Raw genomic sequence first — 19,014 nt, 5'->3', positions numbered from 1 at the left:
GCGCATGGTTTAACATGGGACTCAGGGGAAATATTTTGAATTGTATCATGAGCTTGTTTTATGATTTTTGTATTCAAACCGACTTAAAGCCTGAATAAATCAATGAAATTAGTTGTAACCGGAACCCGTGGAGTGCCGAATATCATGGGCGGTGTCGAAACACATTGCGAGGAATTGTTTCCCCGTATCGTCAGGAAAGGTTTCGATGTTTATCTGATCCGGCGCAAAAAGTATGTCCGAGATTCTTTAAAAGAATATAAGGGAATACAGTTGATAGATATTGCAGCTCCCAAGAAGAAAGCATTCGAAGCCATTGTTCATACGTTTTTGGCAGTATGGAAGGCAAAAAGGCTTCATGCAGACCTGATCCATATACATGCCATCGGGCCGGCACTTTTAGTTCCATTGGCCCGCTTTCTGGGGCTGAAAGTGGTATTTACTCATCATGGACCGGACTACGAGAGGGCCAAATGGGGCTGGCTGGCAAAATCTTTTTTGAAACTTGGGGAAAGGTTGGGATGCCGCTATGCGCACGAAGTGATCGTTATATCGCAGGTAATCCAAAAACGGGTTGCCGACCAATACGGACGCCAAGATACGCATCTGATCCGTAACGGGGTTCCCCTCCCCGATTTTGTGGAAGACACAACCTATCTGGAGGAATTGGGAATTGAGGACGGCAACTATATTCTTTCCGTCGGGCGTTTTGTCCCTGAAAAGAACTATCACCGGCTGATACGTTGCTTTGCTTCCGCTTCTTCCGGAACATGCAGACTGGTGCTGGCGGGAGATGCCAATATAAATGACAGGTATTCCACAGACCTGAAACAGATGGCCTTGAAGTATAAGGTGGTGCTGACCGGATTTATTCAGGGAAAGAAACTGCATTCCCTGCTTACACATGCCAGGTGCTTTATCCTGCCTTCCTCGCATGAAGGACTGCCGATTGCTTTATTGGAAGCCATGACCTACCGGTTGCCGGTCATTGTCAGCAATATTCCCGCCAACGCAGAGATAGGACTTGACCAGGAAGCATATTTTCAGGTAGATGATGAACTACAGTTGACAGAAAAAATAAAAAAGGCCATAGACACTCCTCTTCAAAGAATTGATTATCTCATGGATGATTACAACTGGAATGTAATTGCAGAACAAGTGAGTGAGGTTTATAAAAAAGTAATATGCTAAAGCACGGATCGGTGCGGCAGTAATAAACTGGTAACCGAACTCCTGCGCGGTTCAGCAACCCTGCGATAAGCAGCGGAAGAAATAAAAATATCACCTAAAAAAAGGGCTTTCCGGTTCATGAAAAGTGGAAAGCCCAGGTACTTGATAAGTACAGATTATTATTCAAACACAAGTATGTCCATAAGGGTTCCCTGCGTTTTCACAACCGGAGCAGAACTACATTGATCTGTTTTACGATTATAGGTGAAAATTCCCGTTCCATTTTGCTCCGTTGCCAAACCAAAAAGGATGTCATCCCCGTATTTATTTATAGCACAACTATATCCATTCGTACGAGGAAGATTCAACGCTTTCATCGTACAATGATATAAATCGGCTTTCAAACAGTAGTTCGTTTTCTCGTTGATGTAATCAGGACTGGCACTGGCAAATGCCGGACAATAAGCCAGGACGTACAATTCTCCATTTCCGGCATAAAAGTTAGAAATAGAATACTGCAATTTGCCCCCTTGAACTCCTTCCACGTTCATGTCAGTCATGTTAAAACAGTAGTCCGGATCAAATTCCGTCGCCCCCTTTTTAATCCGTAATAATCCGAATTTCTGATCCGGAACATAACCATAAGATCCCCAACAAGTCACGTAAAGATCCCCTTTTTCATCTATAAACATACCGCAATCAAAAATAGATGCCGCGGAAAGTCTCGTGTCATGAATGATCTTTTCCGGCGTATCGGTAGCCTCATCAATGATCAGGACATGCGCACCACTTTTACAAATAGGCATCTGGTCAAATTCTCCACATCCGACATAGAGTTTCCCATCCCGCAGGATCAACCCCAGCGGGTTCGGAGTACTACTTCCGTCGAGTCCGTATTCAGGCCTGGCAACATTAATTTCCCCTGTTTTCACCATGGTCGTCGGGTTAAATATAATGATCTTGTTATCGTTCGGAGCGGATGCATAAGCTTTCGTGGCCGAAACGAAAGCAATAGAAGCGCACATGGGAGCAGCCGTCGCCACTTCCAAACGTCCTTCCACTTTCAAAGTTCCATCATCTTGCCGGGAGTATTTTACAATCGTACCCTCCGAAGTCCCAGGCACGTAGAATACCCAATCACGATAAGACATCAGATAAGGAGTAATTTTGGTTTCAACCGCATTTGCGAAAGACATCGTTCCGGCCTTCATATCCTGTATAGGAACGATATATCCCATATCCGCCTGCGGTTGCATGTTAATACCTACGATAATCGATGCTTTACCCTCATTTTCATCATCATCTTTGTTGTCATCCGTACATGACGTTACAAACAAGGCTGTACACAGAAAAGCCCCCAGAATAAAGAAATTGTTTTTCATTGTGATTTATTTATTTATATACTTCAAATGATCAGGCACATTACCATTTTAACGTCGTGAACCGAATCTTCGCCATGACTGTCCGGCCCGCCAACGGATAATTGAAATTAGTCATCTCATCCGTATCAAACAGATTATGGCATTCCACGCCAAACAAAACTTTCCGGTTCATGATCCCGTACTCCAGCCCCACCGTGTGCAGGCAAGCAGAGGGTATCTTATAATCCTGATGGCGGCTAAGCTCATATCCATAATAGTATTTATCCGTGTAGCCGCCCTCGTAATACGCCCTGGCATACTGTCCTTTACCCCCAAAGGGATTATCTTTCCGGTAATCCAGCATCCAGTTGAAAAAGAGAATCGGGATATGAGGCAATTGCATTTTATAGGTCTCACTCTCGGTGTTTGTCCCCGCTATATATTTCGAATAATCCAAAGATTTCTGCCAGGTAGCATTAAATGATACAAACCAGTTACGGTCAATATCCCATTTGATTTCACCGTCCACTCCGTACAACAGAGCCTCGCCCAGATTCTGGTATTTGGAATACCCCACAACAGAGGTCAGATACATCATGTTCTTCACTTGCATGATATACCCGTTCGACTCGAATTGTAAACGGGAATTTGCATTATAGTAACGGTCGAACATGATACCCAGATTATAATTATTAGCTTGTTCGGCTTTCAGCTCCGTACTTGTCAGCGTCGTTACACGATCCCCCAAAGCCTCCTCGTAACGGGGAAGGCGGAAATTATGTTCCAAAGCAAATTTCATCAGCCAATGAGAAGATAAATCGTATTTCAAAGCAAGACTATACCCCCAATACTGATCGGATTTATGCGTCTCTGCCGGAACGGCATCTCCCGGATAAGCCAGGTTCACTGTTTTTCCTCCTAAACGATAATAATAATGCCGTCCCGTCAGCACCGATGTCAAACGTCCTTGAAACCACTTGTTCTGTAAAGCGACGGAACTGATCATTCCCGATATATTCGATTTCAAACCGCTATAATCCTTTTTCAGAAACCGGTCGGCAACGGTGTCCCGGGTTTCATTGCTCACGTAACGGAAATCATTATTCATATTGACCAGCATTCTGTCCGGGATCAAATGATATTGCAAGTTCAGGTTATAACGATAATCCATCATCCCGTCATCCGACAAATTCGGGACATATCCCACTTCTCCGCCATATGTGTTGGGAACACGGCCACCATAAAAATCATAAAGGAAAGACGAGGTGTCGATCAAAGCAGTATGCGTATAAGTAACCATCCCATTGAATTTCAAATCCAGCTTCCCGAACAAAAAATGTTTTTTCTCCAGCTTGGGGTTTACACCGGCTGTCCAGATTTTTGTCCGGGCATGACGGATATTCGTTTGTATACCCTGGGTTTCTTTATAACTGTAATACCCGACAAATTCCAACTCGGCCTTGTCGAAGTAATGATCCAGAAACTTAAGTGTCGCCCCGAATTCCCCCATTTTCAAGCGGTCATGATCCCGTTTGATTTTCAAATCACTGACATAGGGAGAAGTGATTGTGTAATCATTTCTGGCAAAGGTCCCTCCCGCGAAAAGAGTAAAAGCCATATTTGCTTTATCAAAATAATGAGAAATACAAGCCGTAGGATTATGCACGCCGTAAGACTGGTAGCTATACGACAAATCATAATACCCGTGTTCGGCATCTATCGTCACCACATTAACCGCACTTCCTAACCCATCTCCCCCGAATTCAGGCGGAACAATCCCCTTGTATATCTCGATACGGTCGATGAATTGCAAAGGAATATCATTAATGGAAAAACTACCATCCGGGGTATTCAGGGCATAGCCGTCCATATAGATCTGAACCCGGTTTCCTTCCAATCCCCGGATATTAACTTTTGTTTGGTTACCGACACCACCTGTTTGCCGTAGTTTTACCCCTGTCTGATGATTCAACACCTCCGTGATCGTAGTCCCGCGTCCTGCCAATTGTTTCCCATCAATAACGGCAACCGGGGTTCCCTGGCGTTTCACTTCATGGATCTCTTTCCTCTCCCCTTTAGCTGCAACGACCACCTGGTCAAGGGATTTCATATCCATCTGCATATAAACCTCCAGCTTCAGGTCTTTGTTTGCCTCAACCTTCACTTTCCTGATGACATCTTTCATACCTACAAACGAAAAATGAAGTTCGTATTCCCCGGCAGGAACATTTTTAAAAAAGAATTCGCCCCGTGCATTTGTCCCCGTTCCCTTCTTTAGAAAAGGCATTACGATATTTACTCCCGCGACAGGCGTGTCATCAGAAGAATCCTTCACGATCCCGGAAATCGTCTGCCCGTTAGAGAAAAGAATATTGCCAACCATAAAATAGATCAAAATATAAAAACACTTCATAACCCACACAAATTAATTAATAATTAGCACCCTAAAACAAGTTTTAAAAAACAAACACTAAAAACATCAAATAATTGTGCGAAAATAGACGGCAAATCCATTGGCAACAATCCCTATTAATAGGGATTATTATTGCAAACTACCTACTAATGGTATTTCGGATGGCTATTTGATCGATTTCACCGGGCCGCCTCTTCTATTATACCGATATAGTGATTTGTATGACTCACCCTCAGAAAGCCAGTCTTTCGGCACTATTTTTTTCAGATTTATTTGGGAGAAGACAAAAAAAGACGTAGTTTTGTGCCGTCAAAATACTGTCCAATGGTGTAATGGCAGCACAACAGATTCTGGTCCTGTTTGTCCAAGTTCGAATCTTGGTTGGACAACTTTGAAAACCTGACGTAAAGTCAGGTTTTATTCGTCTCCCGATTATTTCAATATTCGGGTATCAATCCGAACTACTTATCGGTCAAGTATTCTATCTAATAATTCAAAAGATAAATTTTCCGCTATTTGTGATCTTTATTCGAAGAAGTATAAAAAAGAAAAGAACAAAAGGAAGATTACTGTTCGACAATCATGTTGTTGTGTATGTACAAATAAGGGATGTATGAGTGTATGAATTATCTCCTATTGCGACGCTCCTTGCGGATTCTAAAGGAAAGATATCAAACCAGTAATCTTACCCTCTGTTCTTCCTTTCCGATGTTACAAATATAAGAGATCAGTCCCATTTCTAACTTATATAAAAAATATTATCTTTTACACATTCAATTTCAACGCAGATTTTTTTTCAGAATAAAGGTTTGTCTCACTTCAGAAGGAGTCATTCCGAACCAAATTTTACAAAATTTATTCAAATGTACGGATGAGGCAAAGTTAAGTTCGTCAGCCAATTCCTTTAGGTTTACCTCACTGGTCATCAGGCGGTGTTTAATATATTCGGCTTTCTGTCGCTGCATCCACTGATAAACCGTCTCGCCGAAAACATCTTTAAATTTCTTTTGAAACACTCCCTGGCTATATCCACATAGTTCTGCAAATTCACCGGCACTCTTTACATGTAGATAATAGTCAACGACCAGTTTTTTGAACTCCATATTTTTCCCCAATAGAGGATAAAAAAGCATAGCCAATTCATCCGAAGTATAGTAAGCATGCAAAATAATAAACAATTCCTGAATTTTTCTTGAAGCCAAATCAGCCATAGGAACCTGATTTTGTTCATAATTCTGCATTAATTGCAGAAAACGGTCGAGTGATTCACGAATCTCCAATTCCCGGAATTCATATTTTATCAAAGAGAAAAAAGGAGTCAGATTTTGAAAGATATATTTATCACAACTATGATTCAAAGTGCCGAACCCCAAAATAATGAGTTCGACCGTCGATACGGCTTTACATACACATCGGGAAAGGGGAGTCAGCAAGATCATGTTTCCACCGGAAATAAGCCTGGGATACAAATCTCCATAGATCACTTCCATTTCTCCATGAAGAATAAAAACCAGATTATTATTTTTATCTGCCTTATTTCTTTGAAAAACAGTATCTTTTTCAAACTTAAAATAAGAGAATTTATTCTTTAAATCAGATTTGATATAACAAATAGTATCACTTCCCATTTTCAACTTATAGATCAATGTGTTCTCCCGTCATTTTTTGTTCTTCTATAAATTTTGTCGGGGTCATTCCCAACCATTTTTTACAGAATTTTGTAAAGTGAGCCGGTGAAGAAAAACCAAATTCATAAATAATCTCTTTGAGGTTTACCTCCTCTCCACTCAAACGTTCTTTAAGCCGATCGGCCTTTTTGCCCAATATCCATTGGTATATCGGTTCATCGAAGATTTCTTTGAATGCCCGTTTGAAACTACTGACCGAATAACCACAGATCTGAGCCAATTCTGCCACAGACTTCACATGTAAACAATTATCTTCGATCAATTTTTTCAAATCTCCCTCTTTGTGCAAAGAAAGGGTATAAAAAAAATAAGACAATTGTTCTTTAGAGTAACAAGACTTCATCAAAACAAATAGTTCTTCCTGTTTTTCTTCGAACAAATACCTGCAATCCACCCCATCTTCCAGGTACACGGTCAACATTTCCACAAATCCTTTCAGCAGCTGGTTTAAAGGTAAGATTTCCAATAATTCCCCTCTCCCCTCCAAACATCCAAGCTCCGAAACTGTTTTCAAGCAATATTCAGTGGGACGGTCAGAAATAAAGTACAAAAATTCAAGTGGAGTAAAAGCTTTCAATTTACCTTTCAAAGCAGGCAACAAAAACATCTCTCCGGCTTCAACGAATACTACCTCGTCTTCAATAGACACACAAGCTTCACCACTTAATAAAAATATCCAGCAAATGCCCGAAGTTTTCCATTTTTCCCATACAAAACCTTTCTCAAATTTCACCTGTTCAAAAAAGACCAACTCACTCCGTTCATAATTATTACAGGTTGCCTCTTTATTACAACAGTAAACACGATCGTTACTCATAATTTAACTATATACATGAATACTAAGAGCTAACAAACATAAAATAAAACTTTCAGTCAAGTTAAATTTAATTATAAGTTACAAACAAGAGGCATGAAACATTCACGTATTCTGTGTTTTACATAACTTCACTCACTCCTTTTCAACAAAGGTAAGATTAAAAAAAACAAATCAAAAGATGTTCTGATTTAATTTCATTCTTTTTCCGGCAAATAAATCTTTCCATGAAAGTGTGCAGAAAAGTCACTGAAACGTGTTCAGACTTATAATTAGTTCTTAAAGTTGCTCCTTCGTCGCTCAAAGTCCATAAAATCGACGGACTTTATAAACCAATTAATTCGGCTTATAAACAACAAAGCATCCGAAGTTTCGAATAAAAAAACATTATTTCTTTTGGAATAAAAATATTAAAGCGTATATTTGCACCGCCAAACCGTAAAAGTGTTGGTTCAGTAGCTCAGCTGGATAGAGCAACGGCCTTCTAAGCCGTAGGTCGTGGGTTCGAATCCCGCCTGAATCACAAAAGCAGCAATTTGAAATTGCTGCTTTTTTCATTTCATTGTTGGCCATTTACCTTCGGCTCAACCGTATCTGACTTTCAAGGGCCTGTCTGATGACCCAAAAGCCAGATAGCCTCCTTTTCCTGTTGCCCTCCCCCAAAATCTCTCATCACCGTAAATATGCGGTGATGAGAGAAAAATAAAACCACACACTGTTTCCCTGTTTCTCAACGGACCTCTTTATAACGCACATCTTTAATTTTAGCGAATCCGGAATACTCCCAGCCCGGTTTCAGGGTCAACTTCATCCCCGATCCGCTCACATCATAGAAACGCAGCATTCCTCCATTATTATCCGTAGCGGCATTTTTGTAAGAACAGACGATCAGTTGATTTTCCCGGTCCTGGTATATATTTTTGATTTCATCGTCATATTTCGAACACAAGTCATCGATGCCCCATGGAAAATCATACCGGTTAAATTTCAGACAGGTGATCTCTTCACCCTCTAAAGTAATCACCGGTTCAGAAACCCCTGTGCCCACATTATAAGCATAGACTTTATCGCCATAAGCATAATAAATCACATAATACTGAGAACTGGCGGCAAAGCAAGTGGCCTGAGCAAAATTTTCCGCTGTAACATCCATACGGCAAGCGTTCTGTTTAAATTCTCCGCTTCCCAAATTAATCTCATAAATATGCCGCTTGCTCCCCTCCTGCATAATACAATACACCATACCTTCGGAAAAAGCAGTGCTGAGCATACATACCAAATCCATATTTCCCGTATTGTAACTGAATTTTTTGTCGTCCGGATCTTCCAAAGGATGCAACACCTGTTTTTTGCCAGCAACATCGTTCTGATCGCTACCTTCACCACTCCAGTAAACAAAACGATGATTATCCGTATCAAACAACAAAGCTATACCGTATTCAACTGACACTGCTCTCCTTAAAGTCGTCCCGACATAAGGAGCCACCCGATATTCAGGTGTTGCCCCCCGTTCAGAAGTATTGACCGGATATTCGAATCCCGAATTCGCTGACACCGTATTCCATACATAGGCATTCCCTTCCCGGGACACACAGATCACGGCATCATGATCTGCTTTATACGGTACATTACAGGGTACAGGCACAAAATTCACGATATGATCATCAGAAATACTCAAAAACATGCACGATTTCAATTCATAATAACTGTCCAGTTCTGTAAATTCGGTATATCCTCTGTTGTCTGTCGTCTGTAACCAGTAAGCAGCATCTTCGGACATCATCACAATACGGTTATAATTGGTCCCGTTGGTAGAATAGAATCCCAGATTCGCAGCATGATACTGTTCCGGTACTCCTTCTTTTCGCAGGATCACATCATAAGCCGGAACAATCCGGTCTATCGAAATTTGTGCAAGCATATCCAGACGCACCCGCTCTTCCTCTCCTTCATTACAAAGCAACATCCAGCCCTCAGAAGTAATCGTCGTCGCATTCACATAAAACAACTTCAGACTTTTTACTTCCGTCCGTTTATCGGTAACGGAAAAAAGAAAAGTATGTCTGCCGGATTCTAAAGAAGCCAGCATGTAAAGGTCTTTTTTGTTACCAACTTCCACCCATTCGTCTCTTGAATTTTTCCGCTGATAAGAAAATTCGAAATTTGGATTTCTATCATCGATAACCCCTTCCAAGTCAGACGTAACTACCGGTTTCAGATCGATGTATTCCGCCCCGGCCAATACCGAAATCTGCTGGGCAATACTATCGATTGTAATGACCGCTTTATCCCCATAGGTATAATTTCCTTTGTCTTCCGCACAGGCAACCGCCAACAGGCAGACCCATAAAATGCCCAGACGTGAAATTTTCAATATATTCATTTTTCCTACAATTTTAAGGTTTTAAAACAACATTCGAGTAATCCACACGATAGGCATCCGGCAACTGCATATAAGCACCGTCTTCGTCATACACCGGATCGCCGTCATCCGCTCTCCGTTGTAATTCCTTCTGTAATTCCCGGGCATAAAAAGGCATTCGTCCACTACTGATTTTCCCGGTAGCCCAAATCCAGTCATTCTGCGTAAAACCGAACAAGTCATTGATATAGGCATACCTTGTAGGATTCCAGGGACCGAAATAATTATCGGCAGCAACATCTCCCCACCTATTCGGCTTCGTATAAATTTCACTGATCAGAAAAGTATAACGGGTCCCGTCTATCGTATCTGCCGTCGTATTGCTCCATACATTACTGGATTTATACTCATCAAGCACATCGAAATATCGGTTGGCCTCTAATTTCAAAACCAAGGTATCCACTTGCTTTTTAATAGAAGCATTCCGCATAAAACGAACGCCGACAATTCCTTCGTTGGTTCCGGCTTTAATTTGCAGCGTATCGAAATCCGCCATATATCCTCCACCGGGATTCGTTGCAGCATCATAAGGAGTCATCGTGGTACGTTCTTCGTCGACAACGACTTTCAGGGCACGGTCGTAATCTTTTACCTCTCCCAGTAACTTCACCTTGGCATTGAATACAACCGACGTATAAGCCGCAGCATAATCGACAAACGAAAAATCAGTCCTCGTGGTATATCCCTCGGCGCCGTTACTTCCTGAAAAATTCTGTACCTGAAAATATACCATACTATCACTACGGTTGTACAAACCGACTTCTTCTTTTTGGCAGGCGACACTTATCCCTGCCACGGCAACAGCCCATATCCATTTGTTTATCCTAGTCATTCTGTCTGTATTTAACGGTTATCCAATTCATTTTTCGGCAACGGAAGCACAAAACGTTTTTCTTTCTCTTCATCAGTTGCTTTATCTTCTGTATCGTATGTCGGCGGTATTCCCAAGAACGGTATGCCGGGATTCGTCATAACTTTCACTTCTTGCCGGCCGTTATAATCGTCATCGAATCCCATATTCCGGCGTTTAAAATAAAAGAATTTCTGACCTTCTCCGACAAATTCACGGATATACTCTAAGGTCAGCCAATCCTGTAAAAAACTCTCTCCGTTTCCCGTTCCCCAATTATAGGTACCCCGGTCAACGAACATTTGGTTCATATATTCCCATCCCGCCGGAAGATCGTACACTTCGGAACCGGTCGTACCGAGGCATTCCGCTGCAATGTAATACGCCTCGCTAAGCTTGATCAGCGAACAAAAAGAACCGTAAAATTTCTGACTCTGCAATAACTGGTTTTCATCCTTATTATTTATTACCTCATCCCGTTTTGAATCGGTAATATCCTTGAATTTGATCATTTGATAACTTGCATTTCCTTCCAGTGTTATCCCGCTGGACCATTGCGACTGGAAACGCCAGTCTCCGACCCAATATCCCCCGTATTTGTAAAACAAAATACCATCTACATATCCGGTACGGGGCATCAGCAAAGCTTTTCCGGTATTGCCTCCCCCAAAAGAATAGTCATAAATCAATCCTCTGTTTTTATTGTAATACCCGAATAAACACTCGGTCGAAAACATCCGGTCGGGATCGGAACTGTTCCCTAACAACTTACCCGACTCAACCACCGGGAAGAACTTCCTGACCTGAGGATCATCAGTCAGTTTGCGTGCTTCGGTCAAGGCATTACCATAATCTCCCCCCCACAGATAAGCCCGGGCCGTCAGCAGGACCGTCGCATAATAATTCAGACGCAATTGCCGATAGCGCATGGAGTTATCCTGACTCACCTCATCGTATTCTGCACGGGGTCCCTCGGTAAGTACCGGATCGGAGGCCAGCAATAAAGCTTCGGCTTCTGTAAGATCGCGGATAATATAGTGCTTCAGCACCGTACCGGCCGGCATAATGGACAGGATTTGCGGATCGGTGCTTTCATTGTAAGGGATACCGCGTCCATCCGGATTTTTCGCCATAATCGGCCCGAACAAACGCAACATATCCAAATGCAGCATCGCACGTACAGCCAGCATCTCGCCCTTGAGCATTTTATATTCCTGCTCCGGTAATACCTTGTCCTTTACAGCATCATCCTCGATGTTCTTCAATACCACATTGGTATTCATAATCGTCGAATAGGCTTCGTTCCATATACTGCTCAGTACGCCTGTAACCGACTCGTTCGAATAATCCCACTCGGTCAGGGCCCGCAAGTATTTATAATAATCGCTTTCATCCGACTGTTCCACAGCGTAATATTGCCCCAGAATATCGATCATATCATAACTCAGGTATTTCCCGTAAAGCGAGTTCCCGGACATTCGGTTGTAAACCCCGTTAACAGCAGCATAAAATCCATCTTTGGAAGAAAATTGCTGTTCCTCACTCTGTTTATCACTCGGTTTGTAATCCAGCCAGTCGGTACAGCTGTACCATAAAATACAGCTCAACAGAAGCGGAAAAACGATTCTATATTTTTTCATGATATCGGATTTATAATGTTAATGAAAGAGCGAAAGACACACTGCGTGCAAAAGGATAGGAAGTACCCCGTTCCATCTTGATGGTCGACAGGCGGAATATATCGTTCATATAGGCATTCAAACGTAACGAGCCAAGCCCCCATTTATGAACCAACTCAGGAGAAAATTCATATCCTATCCTCAAAGCCTCCAGACTCAGTGAATTGTCTTTCTGTACAAAACGGGAAGACATCGGAGTGGATGTCGAATTGGCGATATTCTTGAACTGAGCCTTATCGCCCGGCTTTTGCCAACGGTCATAAAGAGCACGCTTATCCTGATTATATATCAGCGAATTCGTACTGATGTTCTCTACTTTATTAAATAAAACGGAATTAAACGAATGACCGCCCACCCGATAGCGGAAATCCAGGTTACAGGAAAAACCTTTCCAGGAAAAATTGGTACCCAGTACCCCTTCCACCTTCGGACGGCTGTTGGCCACCACCACTTCATCGTCATATGAAAAATCATAAGTCAATTCCCCGTTTTTCTTAATAAACAGTTCCCGTCCGGTGGAGGGATCGATTCCTGCCGAACGTACAGCCCAGATATCATCGGGGTCTGCGCCGTCATAGTACCGCTTTGTCGACCTGTTATCACCTTCACGTTCCTGCGAATTATACATTTCCAGACGATTGCCGATGCCGGACAGCTCATTGGAACCATGCCGCAGATTACCCCGAACCGACCACCAGATCCGTTCGCTCATCCGGCGAATAATGTAATACGTAGCCGATGCCGTAAAACCTTTGGAGGTTTGTTTGCCGAAATTTTTATAAGTCATATTGTCGGTCGCTCCCGAAGAAGACGGCATAGAGATAGCGATCAGCAAAGGATCGGTTGTCTTATAATAATAGTCTCCGGTCAGGGTCAGACGGTTATTCAGAATCGTAATATCGAACCCGATATTTTTATCGAGGGTTGTCTGCCATTCCAGATCAGGATTTCCCAGCTGAGCCAGCGAAGTGGTCATTCCGAAATAATTAAAGGAATTGAAATTATAACGGAACGTAGTAATGGTTGCCGAAGAAGAAAAATTCTGATTCCCCGGATTACCGATGGAAGCCCTCAGCTTCAACATGGAAATTCCGTCAAAATGGTCGGCAATAAATTTTTCATGGTGCAAATTCCATCCCAGACCGACAGCCCACGTACCGATATAATGCTTATTAGTCCCGAATACCGACGAACCGTTGACACGATAACTGAAATCGAGCAAATAACGGTTATCATAAGCATAATTTCCAATCACATACCCGCTCACCGAACGTGTCGTACTTTCGTTATAAGCCGGGGAACCTCCGTCCGGATAACTGTTGGCAAAAGAAGGAAGTGTGAAATCTCCTACCGGAAAACCGATAGCCGAATATCCTTGCGATTTCGCCTCTAAAGCAGAAAGGTAACCTCCCAATACGATATTGAATTGGTGTACTTCTTTCAATACTTTGGCATAAGTAAGCGTAAATTCTCCTTCATACTTATTGCTCTGTGTTTCCGTATTGCCATACGAACCGCGTTCTGAGAAATCCGTTTCGGCAAAACGGGTATCCAGAGGAGAATAAAAAGCTTCCGCCTGAGTACTCTGGTGTGTAAAACCGAACCGAGCCCGTAATTTCAAGGTCGGGACAGGAGTATATTCTACAATAAATTTATCCGACCACGACAAATTGTTTCCCTTGTTATAACTGTTCTGCTTAGCATTGTAAAGCGGATTGGCAGCTTTAATATAATCCGTATATTCCAGCCATCTTTCCACTTCGCCGTTCTCATTGTATTTCGTATAATAAGGATTAGCATCGGCATATTGGGAAAAAGCGACAATCGGGTCTTTGCTGTCCGTATTGTTCATATCAAACTTATTCATAAACTGAAATTTCTTCAGCCGGTAAGTCAGGTCGATATTTCCGCTGATATTATCCCGTTTGGATTCTTTCATTACACCGGTAATCCCGTTATATGCCAGTCCGATACCGAACATAAATGCACCTTCACCGCCGTCTACATAGAGGGAATGCCGGTGATTCAGGCCAACCCGCAGAGGTTCCGACAGCCAATAAGTATTTACTCCGCGGGCAATATCGGCCAATTTATCATAATAAGATTTTTTCAATTCAACATCTTTCACAACATCATTCGATGCATCATACCTGCCGACCAAATTTTCAAAACGCAATTTTTCACTGGCATCCATCAAATTATAACTGGTCAGATCAGCCCATGAAACATTGGCATTTCCGTTGTAAGCCAGATTTAACTTACCCGATTTGGGACGGATGGTTTCCACTACCACCACTCCATTTGAAGCCTTCGAACCATAAATGGCCGTTGAAGCAGCATCTTTCAAAATAGTAATCGAAGCTACCCGGCTCATATCCAAATTATAAATAGCTTCCAGCGAAGACTCGAAACCATCCAGAATAAACAAGGGCTGATTCGGGTCCTCGCTCAATTCATCCCGGGTACTGATCAGACTTGATTTTCCCCGGATTTCAATATCCGGTAATTTATTCGGGTCGGAACCGAACTCATTATTCTCAAGTACATTAAATGAAGGATCCAGTGTTTTTAAACTGGCGATAACGTTTTGGGTACCCACCGATCTCAGCTGTTCCCCGTCGAAAGTGGCAGAAGCTCCGGTAAAACTGTCTTTTTTACGGTTAAAAATACCGGTAACGACCACTTCATCTATTTCTTTTGCATCTTCCTGCATCACCACTTTTAAAGGTTTGTCATCTTTCAGCACAATTTCCTGTGTTTTCATTCCGATAAATGAAAATACCAGCACCACATCTTTCTTTTGCGGCAAAGCGATCTTAAAAATCCCTTCGGTATCTGTTACTGTTCCCAGGGAGGTACCCTTGATTAAAATAGTTACTCCGGGAAGCGGACTACCCGAACGGTCAGTCACTTTACCTGTCACTTCCGATGTTTTACTCTGAGGCAAAGCAGCATTCACCTTCCCTTTACGCAACACGACCGTATTATGGGTAACCTCATAAGTGATACCGGTATTTTTCAACACCTCACTCAGAATTTCGTCCAAAGTTTTATTCTCTGCCACGACATCGATTCCGGTTACCTGTTCGATATCCTTAACACTATAGAAAAAAACCATTTCGCTTTTCTTTTCAAGTGCCCATAAAATAGTTTTCAGGGAGGCATCATGCATCTTGAAATTCATTCTTTCATTTTGTGCAGTGACACGGGCCGACACCTGAAACACTGTACACAACAAAAAGCACACACCTAATTTCATTGTCATCAGAATTTTTCTTCTCCACACCAACCAAGGGTGGATTGTTTGCATTTTGTTCATCGTTTGTTTGGTTTAAAAATTATTGTTTTGCACTAAATACAATTGTTTTACCTCTTGTATTTACATTTATTTTATGAGTCGAGCGAATGACATCCAATATCGGTTCGATAGAAGCACTACGATTCAATTTACCCGCAAATTCAACTTCTTTGATCCAATCCGCCTGATAACAAACCTCGAAATCATACCATCTTTCTAAAACAGTCATGATCTCTGTCAGACGTTGTCCACGAAACACAAACTGTCCGTTTTTCCACGCAATATAAAGATCGAGCTCTACTGTTTTCACGTCCAGTTTTCCTTCTTCGATATCCCACTCAGCCTGTTGTTCAGGCTTCAACGTATTCCGGACAGACTTATCCATCCCCGTAAATACAGCCACCTCTCCCCGTACCAAAGTAGCCTGTACCCATTTTTCATCGGCATAAGCCTTTAAATTAAACTCGGTACCCAATACCCTTACATCCATATTTTCAGTCTTTACTACAAAAGGCTGTTTCTCATTTTTCGCTACCTTAAAATAAGCTTCTCCCTCCAGCCAAACTTCCCGGTTCTGTCCGGAGAACTGTACCGGATACCTCATTTTCGTTTCTGAATTCAACCAAACAACCGTTCCGTCCTGCAAAGTCATTATATATTCTCCCCCTTTAGAAACTTCCAGGGTATGCCAGTCTGCTACCGGCATTTCTATTTGGCCGTTGTATTTCAAACCGCAAGAATCGTTACTGATAAGCATACCGTCACAATCGATCAATTGGGTATCTCCATTTCTTTTCTCCAACTCGACAGTTTTCCCATCGGCCAATACCAGACGGGCCTTTGAAATACCGGGATGAATTTGTTGCGTCACATCAACAGGAACATTTTCTTCCCGCTGCATAAACCATCCCAACACTCCTCCTCCCAATAACAACATGATAATTGCTGCATATTTCCAATACCGACCGGATAAGCCTTTATTGCCTTTACTCTCAGTCAAACGATTACGAACTATTCGCCAATGTTTTTCCACATCAACTGAATTTCTCTTCTCTTCCTGCCGGATAAGGTAATGAGGATCAGTAAGCCGGGAATGCAAAAGCCTGTTTTCTTCCGATTCTTTCAGCCAACATTCCAATTCTTCTTCTTCAGCAGGATTTAAACCGAAGCTGATCTGCCTGGCAATCAATTCATATATGCGCCGATATGCTGCGATATTCACCATAAAAAGGTTCGATTAAATTAGTTGAAAGTTTATAAAGTTCGTAAAATTTAAAAAGCTATTGCCCCCTGCGGGCACTTAGTTAATTGACAATTGTCGCATGACAATTGACCACATATTTCCAAACCGGTGGTTTCTTCTTTATTTGTTTGATAATCAATGATTCTATTCTTCGTTCTCTTTTTCATTTTTCTTTTCTTATTATTTTCTAATGGAAGCAAAGCTTCCAGACAATTGTCAATTGTCAATTATCATCTGGCAATTATTCTTTTTGCGGATTCCCGCAAAAAGAATCGAACATTTTTCAAGTCTAATAACAACTGAAAAGAAAAAAAAGACGAATGGAGGTTAAAAAAAATTCATTTTTAACATTAGAGGTAACAAATAGAAATGCTCTTTCAGAATGCCTCTTAACTTTTTATAAGCACTTTGTTTCAGGGTACGGACAGAATTGATGGATATATTCAATTGATCTGCAATCTCCTGATTCGAATACCCTTGCAGGCTTAATTGTATTATTTTACAAGATTGCTTGGGCAGCTGTTCAACTGCTTTATGGACAAGCTGATAAGTTTCTTCTTCAATAATCTGGTTCCGGAAAAAGAGTACAGAATCTTTCTCCTGTAGTCTTAAATGTTCGTCTACAATCTAATTGTGTTTAATGTGATTCAGTGCCAGATTCCGGGCCGTCGTATACAAAAACCCCTTTACCTTCTCTGGCGATACGAATTCCCCTTCAAAGCGCCATAATTGGATAAAAGCCTCCTGAGCAATATCCGCAGCCATATCCATATCATTGACATACTTATCTGCAAACATGACAAGAAAGGGGAAATTTTCTCTGAAAAATGCCCCGAATAATTTGTAATCTTTCTTATTTACAGCAGCGATCAAATCCATTCCGGAGCAAATATAGTGTAAATTCACTTAAATAGTATCTGTAAAAGAGGGTAAAAGTGATACAAAATTTGCAAATTATCACGCCCGGACATCCATCAGTTTCCCCACAACAGCCTGAGCAATTCCTAAGCACCGTTTCATTCCGCCTGACAATCGGTTGGCCCATGAAAACAAGTTCGTCCGCGTCCCCGCAGCCTGTTATATACGACCGCTTTCCCCCTTTATCAGGATGGTCCCTGTGTCGGCCCATACACCGGTACAGGCCGCCAGGAATACCATCAACAATAAAGTACTTTTTACGTTATCTGTTTCAATCGCTATTTTTTCAATTCATTTTCCAGCATCTTCTTCAATTCCGGTGAAGAAGGACGGGGAGCATTCACCGACACGATATTTCCTTTTTTATCAAAAACCATAAACCGCGGGATTCCCGTAATCTTATAATCTTTGGTAATCTTGCTCCAACCGCCGGCCAATAACTGCACCCCTTTCAGTCCCTCCGTTTTAATGAAGTCCAGCCATTTCTGTTTATCCTTGGATTCATCAACAGACACTCCCACAAACACAACATCTGTCCCGTGCATTTCCTCCTCTAACTTTTTCAGGTAAGGAATCTGCTGACGGCAAGGTCCGCACCAAGTGGCCCAAACATCTACCAACACAACCTTCCCTTTAAAATCGGACAAAGACACCATTTTCCCGTCCACATCCGGATAGGTAAAATCGGCAGCCTGTCCGCCGGCTTTCGTATCATACAGTTTGGTTCCGACAGCTTCTGCCCGCATTTTCAAAGAAGGAGTCACCAAATATTTACCGAACTTCTCCATTGCGTTCAAATACTGGTCATAGGATTTAAAACTACGGAAACTATTATTAACGACATATTCTCCTTTCAAACGGTCGTTTCCCAAATAAGAAAGGCAATCATCCGTATAAGATTCCACGTCATACTTTTTGCCGTCTTCATTATAAGCGAACGAGGTATAACTGATGAGCATTTTGATCCCTTCCGGGAACTGCAGCACCTTGTCGTCCGTATATTTTCGTGCAGAGACAATATGACTGTAATATTCCGGCCGCATCGATTTTTCCGGATGCTTCTCCCGGGGAGTATGCAGGAAAATAATCGCATAATAATCGGTAGCATAATCCACATAGTCCGACAATATCACGTCGAAAGCCTTATTCCCGCTTCTCAAT

13 protein-coding genes and 2 tRNA genes are annotated in these 19,014 nt (G+C 42.0%); 3 read left to right on the top strand and 12 right to left on the bottom strand.

What is annotated here, in order from left to right; all coding sequences use genetic code 11:
* Window positions 1-102 precede the first annotated feature (102 nt).
* On the top strand, window positions 103-1,188 hold the full coding sequence (locus WS34_RS11395) for a glycosyltransferase family 4 protein (RefSeq protein WP_046404934.1): 1,086 nt from the start codon (window positions 103-105) through the stop codon (window positions 1,186-1,188).
* A 158-nt stretch (window positions 1,189-1,346) separates the two neighbouring features.
* On the opposite strand, the gene WS34_RS11390 is transcribed toward WS34_RS11395, so the two are convergent.
* Both WS34_RS11390 and WS34_RS11385 read right to left on the bottom strand, forming a co-directional pair.
* Window positions 1,347-2,549, bottom strand: a complete 1,203-nt coding sequence (locus WS34_RS11390; RefSeq protein ID WP_013611307.1) for a YncE family protein — start codon at window positions 2,547-2,549, stop codon at window positions 1,347-1,349.
* Window positions 2,550-2,589: 40 nt separating this feature from the next.
* A complete protein-coding gene (locus WS34_RS11385) occupies window positions 2,590-4,941 on the bottom strand; it encodes a TonB-dependent receptor (RefSeq protein ID WP_286693735.1) in 2,352 nt (783 codons plus the stop codon).
* Between the two features lie 318 nt (window positions 4,942-5,259).
* Here WS34_RS11385 and WS34_RS11380 point away from each other — a divergent pair.
* Window positions 5,260-5,330, top strand: a tRNA-Gln gene (locus tag WS34_RS11380).
* Between the two features lie 390 nt (window positions 5,331-5,720).
* Here WS34_RS11380 and WS34_RS11375 read toward each other — a convergent pair.
* Complete coding sequence (locus WS34_RS11375; RefSeq protein WP_172720288.1) at window positions 5,721-6,569, bottom strand: helix-turn-helix domain-containing protein; 849 nt, start codon at window positions 6,567-6,569, stop codon at window positions 5,721-5,723.
* A gap of 7 nt (window positions 6,570-6,576) precedes the next feature.
* Entirely contained in the window at window positions 6,577-7,446 is an 870-nt protein-coding gene (locus WS34_RS15630; RefSeq protein WP_175315479.1) for a helix-turn-helix domain-containing protein, read from the bottom strand.
* Window positions 7,447-7,892: 446 nt separating this feature from the next.
* On the opposite strand from WS34_RS15630, the gene WS34_RS11365 reads away from it, so the two are divergent.
* Window positions 7,893-7,966: transfer RNA gene (locus WS34_RS11365), tRNA-Arg, on the top strand.
* A 207-nt stretch (window positions 7,967-8,173) separates the two neighbouring features.
* On the opposite strand, the gene WS34_RS11360 is transcribed toward WS34_RS11365, so the two are convergent.
* The 8 genes from WS34_RS11360 to WS34_RS11330 form a co-directional block, all read right to left on the bottom strand.
* Window positions 8,174-9,826, bottom strand: coding sequence for a PKD-like family lipoprotein (locus tag WS34_RS11360; protein ID WP_046404931.1), 1,653 nt, complete (start codon window positions 9,824-9,826; stop codon window positions 8,174-8,176).
* 13 nt (window positions 9,827-9,839) lie between these two features.
* The gene (locus tag WS34_RS11355; RefSeq protein ID WP_046404929.1) at window positions 9,840-10,697 is read right to left on the bottom strand and encodes a DUF4843 domain-containing protein; all 858 of its coding nucleotides are present in this window, start codon (window positions 10,695-10,697) and stop codon (window positions 9,840-9,842) included.
* 11 nt (window positions 10,698-10,708) lie between these two features.
* Window positions 10,709-12,355, bottom strand: coding sequence for a RagB/SusD family nutrient uptake outer membrane protein (locus WS34_RS11350; protein ID WP_046404926.1), 1,647 nt, complete (start codon window positions 12,353-12,355; stop codon window positions 10,709-10,711).
* A 10-nt stretch (window positions 12,356-12,365) separates the two neighbouring features.
* Window positions 12,366-15,713 carry a SusC/RagA family TonB-linked outer membrane protein gene (locus tag WS34_RS11345; protein WP_286693734.1) on the bottom strand — a complete coding sequence of 1,116 codons (3,348 nt, stop codon included), beginning with the start codon at window positions 15,711-15,713 and terminating at the stop codon, window positions 12,366-12,368.
* A 19-nt stretch (window positions 15,714-15,732) separates the two neighbouring features.
* Window positions 15,733-16,917, bottom strand: a complete 1,185-nt coding sequence (locus WS34_RS11340; protein ID WP_286693733.1) for a FecR family protein — start codon at window positions 16,915-16,917, stop codon at window positions 15,733-15,735.
* Between the two features lie 345 nt (window positions 16,918-17,262).
* Window positions 17,263-17,562, bottom strand: a complete 300-nt coding sequence (locus WS34_RS15625) for an RNA polymerase sigma factor (RefSeq protein WP_286693736.1) — start codon at window positions 17,560-17,562, stop codon at window positions 17,263-17,265.
* Window positions 17,563-17,814: an RNA polymerase sigma factor gene (locus WS34_RS15620; RefSeq protein ID WP_286693732.1), complete on the bottom strand. Its 252-nt coding sequence runs from the start codon at window positions 17,812-17,814 to the stop codon at window positions 17,563-17,565.
* 317 nt (window positions 17,815-18,131) lie between these two features.
* Window positions 18,132-19,014 (bottom strand): TlpA family protein disulfide reductase (locus WS34_RS11330; RefSeq protein ID WP_046404925.1); only part of this gene is annotated, 883 nt, incomplete at its 5' end.

The organism is Odoribacter sp. N15.MGS-14 (genome assembly GCF_000980245.1).
GTDB classification, from domain to species: Bacteria; Bacteroidota; Bacteroidia; order Bacteroidales; family Marinifilaceae; genus Odoribacter; species Odoribacter splanchnicus.
The sequence above is the reverse complement of the archived record's forward strand: the minus strand, read 5'-3'. Positions and strand labels throughout refer to the sequence as shown.